Genomic DNA, 4,594 nt, shown 5'->3' on the forward strand with positions numbered 1-4,594 from the left:
ACAAAAATAGAACCGCTTATACAGCGGTGAAATAGCATGATTTACAGACAATAATAATGTTTCCTAAGCTACCTATACGGCAGTACTCCAAGTATAAATCAATCCCCCCACTTTTACTAGCAACTACCACTCATCTGATAATATTTTGTCAAAATTTTTCAGGTGATATATATGTTTTAGTATAAAACTAACAATTATTTCTTTTCATAAAAACCAAAATAAGGATGAAAATACCAATTACTATCCCGATATAAGCTGACACTACAAAACTCATTGGCTAATCGGTATAAGTTTTTATTGGGGAAATGTTCCGCTATTTTTGTTATGGCTTGTTCTACACTATTTTCTAACCACGGTTTCACTTGCGGATTTTCAAATAACCAGTGTTTGTATTTAATTTGGTTATTTTGAGTACTTGGGCAGCGCTCATCTGGTGTTTGCCATGCGATATCTGCATAGCTAAATTGATAATCGCCATCATCATTAAGTTGGCAGATATATTCATCTTGTGTCTTATTATTCCCTCTAAATGGTGAAATCGCCTGTAAATGCACACAATGGTGATGTGCTAAATCTGGTTGCCAATAGCTGGTGACATAATTACTTTTACGGGCATGAATCGCAAACAGATTTGCCATGACCTTATGTTCTAATTCGGCGAGCGTTAACCCATCTTCAGGACAGGATTTAATACGTGGAATAGCGTCAATATTTACTAACTGATGCTCAGGAATTAGTTCATTTGTTTTATGGGTTTTCAGCAAGAATAATGGCTTTTCTTCAAATCCAGGTTTAGTAAAACAGGCTTTTCCAGTACTATAATTAGCTTCAATTGCCGTTAAATTCGATCCTAATATCGCCACATTGGCCTTTTGTGCCATTTTTTGTGGTCGATGTCGCCATACTCGCCCCACTAGCTGGATAATAGAGCGCATGGATGATGGTTCAACAATTGCCCAATCATAATCGTGATCACGCCCAACTTCGGTGACTGGCGTGCCGATAACAATAAAAATATGGTTTTGTTTATCGCTATCTTTGATGGCATTGATAATTTCAGGTTGATGAAATAATGCCTGTTCATCACTGCGATTTAAAATTCTATCAAGTTTTTCTTCTAGCTGGCTACGCAATAATAGCAATTGCCGAGCATGATAAACCACGATGTGAAAAGCAGTATCAGTAGGTAACTTGGTTTGGGCATAAATTTGTTGTGTAAGTGAAATAACATCTTCGGTATGGGCAAAACGCATTAAACCAATACTTACCTTTTTTTGTGATTTTTTATCTATTTGATGATGATCTTGGTGAAATTGATAAGCTTGATCTAATAATTGTTTAGCCAGCACACCATAATTGATTTTTTGGTTTTCTGTTTTATTTTCTTGGTAATTTAGTAGATCCAAAATATGCCCTTGGCGACGGATTGCGCTCTGTTCTAATTGATGAATGCGCATTGCTACAAATTGTTGATGGTGATCGCTAAACGTTTTAGTATCAGCAATTGGTGATATCGACTGTTCATATTCATCAAACCAACCACATACAATGGTATTATCGGCATATTGGTTATTTTGATTCCAAATTTTTCGCCCTGCTTGGTAAGCATCAAATAATCCAGCAATTAAATCTGGCGTTAAGGTTGCTGATGAGAGTAGTACTTTGCTACCAAATAACCCAGCTAAATGCACCAAGCGAGCCAGTGCAGGTAAGTCATGTTGATCAAAATCATCCGGCTCATCTAAAATCAAATCTGAAGTTAACAATCTTAACGTGGGTGCAATATATTTACCACCACGCCCACATTCACTCGCTTGAATAATATGGTCAATAGTGCATGTCACAATGGGCGCATAAAGTAATTGCCGTGCTTTACTGTCTTCGATAATCGTCCCTAATTCACAATCCGCAATACCACTTTCGGCTACATCAATATATTCATCAAGTAACGATTCGATAGATTCACTACCTTGGTTTTCTGATTTTTTTTGAGAATCGTTTTGTTGAATTTCTTCATTACTCAGTTCAAACAAGGTTTTTGTGGCTCGCCCACCCACTAAAATCGCCAGATGTTCATCACTTAAGTGTAATCTTTCTCTTAATGCTTTACCTGTTTGCAACGTTAAAACACGTAATCCCAGTGCGACGGTAAAGCGCACGCCGCGTTTAGGATTTGAAAGCGCATACATAATCCGCCCATTGGCTAAGGTTTTACCGCAGCCAGTCGATGCCATATTCACGCCAAAAAAGCCACATTCATCAGATAGTTGTTGATAACTTTTGGCTAAATCAAACGCGTGATTTTGCCATTGGAATCGTTTTATAGTTGTTCGTTTGGTGAAAGGTTTATGTTGATTGATGGCAGGTAATTCTGTGATTATTTTAGGTAATAAACGAGTAAAGCGAGCCGCTAAATTAGCGCCCCCAATTAAATGATCATCTAAACACTGTTTAGGCTTTTTTTGGTAATTTGTGTTAGCAATCAGTATTGTTTCATTTTCTTTTGCCTCTTCACATGCTAAAGACAAGCTTGAGTAGTTATGATCAGCCACCATTAAACTTAAACGCGAAATATGCAATAAAAATGCGTCAATATTAGCCAATTGCATTAAAGGAATATGGTTTAGGGCTTTGGTTGCATAACGGCTTAATTTTTTAAGCCAAGGTTGGCTTAAGGTGATATCACTTTTTAGTTGCCAAAAATCGTTGGGTGAAGTGTGTTGACTATGACTATTTTTAACCCATTTATCAATTGCCTTAAATGTTTTATAAAAACTTCGGATAGTTAAGCCCGATATATCAAAATCTACTTTTTGTGCATTTTTAATATCGCCCGTTAATGAGTCCGGTAAAAACGGCATTCGATGATGCGACACAATGAGCCATGCGATCCACTGCGCCAATAAAGGCAGTTGGGTAAGATCATTTTTTTCGACTTGGGTGAGCTGTTTGTACCAATTAGGATGCTGTTGTCGATATTCAGTAAAATTCGCTAATCGATCAAATAAGGCTTCGTTGGTGGGGCAGTCTTGAATCATTAATAAAAATAATTGCAACGAAATCCATTCATGTCGATAAGGATCAGCAGCCACAGCCGTTTCTGCTCGTAATTTAGATTGAAAACCAATCGTTGCTTTACCTAAATCATGAAGTAATGCTGCTATGGTTGTGATTAATTGAATAGTGGTTGCATATTGCCAACAATTTTCGCTGTCACTGCGTAAAATATTACGCCGCGTACGGTTGGTTGGGACGCGCCCTTCTTGATTAAATTGACTGCGATCACCCACAATCCACAAAAGATCAGTTAAATTTTTACCATGAGTCCAATAGCAAGCAACTGCGGTATTTTTTCGTGCGGTTTTGCGTAACAATTTATAGAGTGTTTGTAGACCGGCTTCGGTCATTGGGCTTTGCCATGTGCGTTCACCGCAACGCTCAGCGAACTGATCAATAATGCGACGCGTTTCAGTTAAGGCATTCTTTTTGCATTGGCTAACAAGTAAAATATTCATATTTGATCGGCTATCTGTTTTAAGGTATCAATAATTTTATCGAGTGCTTCTAATTGGGCAAATTGCGCAATGCACGCCATACGAAATTCTTTTTCACTATCCCCTTGTTTAGCTGATAAAAACGCTTGAGGTAATACAATGCCATCTTTGATAATATCGGCCGCATCAAAAACTAATCCACCTCGGCGAGTTTTGCCGTGTAAAATAGCAAGCCCGTGGGGTAACCCCAATACCCAACAAGCCGTTGCGCCAAGGCCATAGGCTAAATAGTTACCATGATCTAAAAATTGGTTAGCGGGATCATGACTTTTGCCTCGTGTGCCTTGTTCTCGTTTAAATTTGTCATCTTGTAAGGTTAATTGATTTGCCATGCCATAAAGACGTTTGCTAATTCGCCCTTCTGCGGCTAAAAGTGCTTGGCTATTATCCACATCGGTAAATTGTTGTATTGCATCAGTAAGAATATGCGTTAACTGCGTTTTATCAACATCCCAATCAAATTGCGGCCAACACTCACTAATAATATTAAGCCTTGTTTGTTGCAATAATTTAGCTGCTTGTAATCGACGCTTGTCATCAAACCAAAATTGACACCAACTTTGTAGGTATTCTGTAGGACGATATTCACTTTGTGGCGAAAAAAATTGACAGGCAAACTCAGATTCAGTTGATGAAAAAAGTGGGGTTCCGCCTCCTCCACAAAAACCAATCATGACGCCTGCACGTGAAAGCTCTCGCACGGCTGCTTGCGTTAATGACGTTCCGGTGCCTAATAAAATACAGGTAGTATTAGCTATTGGGATATTCCAATATAAAGACTGTTGCCCTTGCTCCGTCACATACTCAACACGCCCACCATTAACCAAAACACGGCAATGCTCTAAATAATAAATATTGGCACGCTTGGAATGCATGATCGTTTTTAGATCAGATGAATGAATCATATCCATATATGATAACTTGTTAAATTAATTAAAATATAATAAATAAATTAACACGATATTGCATAAAAAACGAGCATTTTCTTGTGGTTGTAAGCAGTGAGTTCATTATTTTTACTTTAGCAAAGCAATCTTGAT

Annotated in this window: 2 protein-coding genes; both read right to left on the minus strand. The window is 37.9% G+C overall.

From position 1 onward, the window contains the following. Positions 1-194: 194 nt before the first annotated feature. Positions 195-3,515 carry a type I-F CRISPR-associated helicase Cas3f gene (gene cas3f, locus A9G30_RS05705; protein ID WP_065588327.1) on the minus strand — a complete coding sequence of 1,107 codons (3,321 nt, stop codon included), beginning with the start codon at positions 3,513-3,515 and terminating at the stop codon, positions 195-197. Beyond that, positions 3,512-4,465, minus strand: a complete 954-nt coding sequence (cas1f, locus tag A9G30_RS05710; protein ID WP_065588328.1) for a type I-F CRISPR-associated endonuclease Cas1f — start codon at positions 4,463-4,465, stop codon at positions 3,512-3,514. The genes cas3f and cas1f overlap by 4 nt, the downstream gene beginning before the upstream one ends. Between the last annotated feature and the right edge of the window lie 129 nt (positions 4,466-4,594).

The organism is Gilliamella sp. Fer4-1, from assembly GCF_001690515.1.
Lineage (GTDB): Bacteria > Pseudomonadota > Gammaproteobacteria > Enterobacterales > Orbaceae > Gilliamella > Gilliamella apicola_C.

Excerpts from the sequence above, each read along its gene's own strand:
- cas3f (WP_065588327.1), bottom strand. The coding sequence starts at position 3,515 with ATGAATATTTTACTTGTTAGCCAATGCAAAAAGAATGCCTTAACTGAA.
- cas1f (WP_065588328.1), bottom strand. The coding sequence starts at position 4,465 with ATGGATATGATTCATTCATCTGATCTAAAAACGATCATGCATTCCAAG.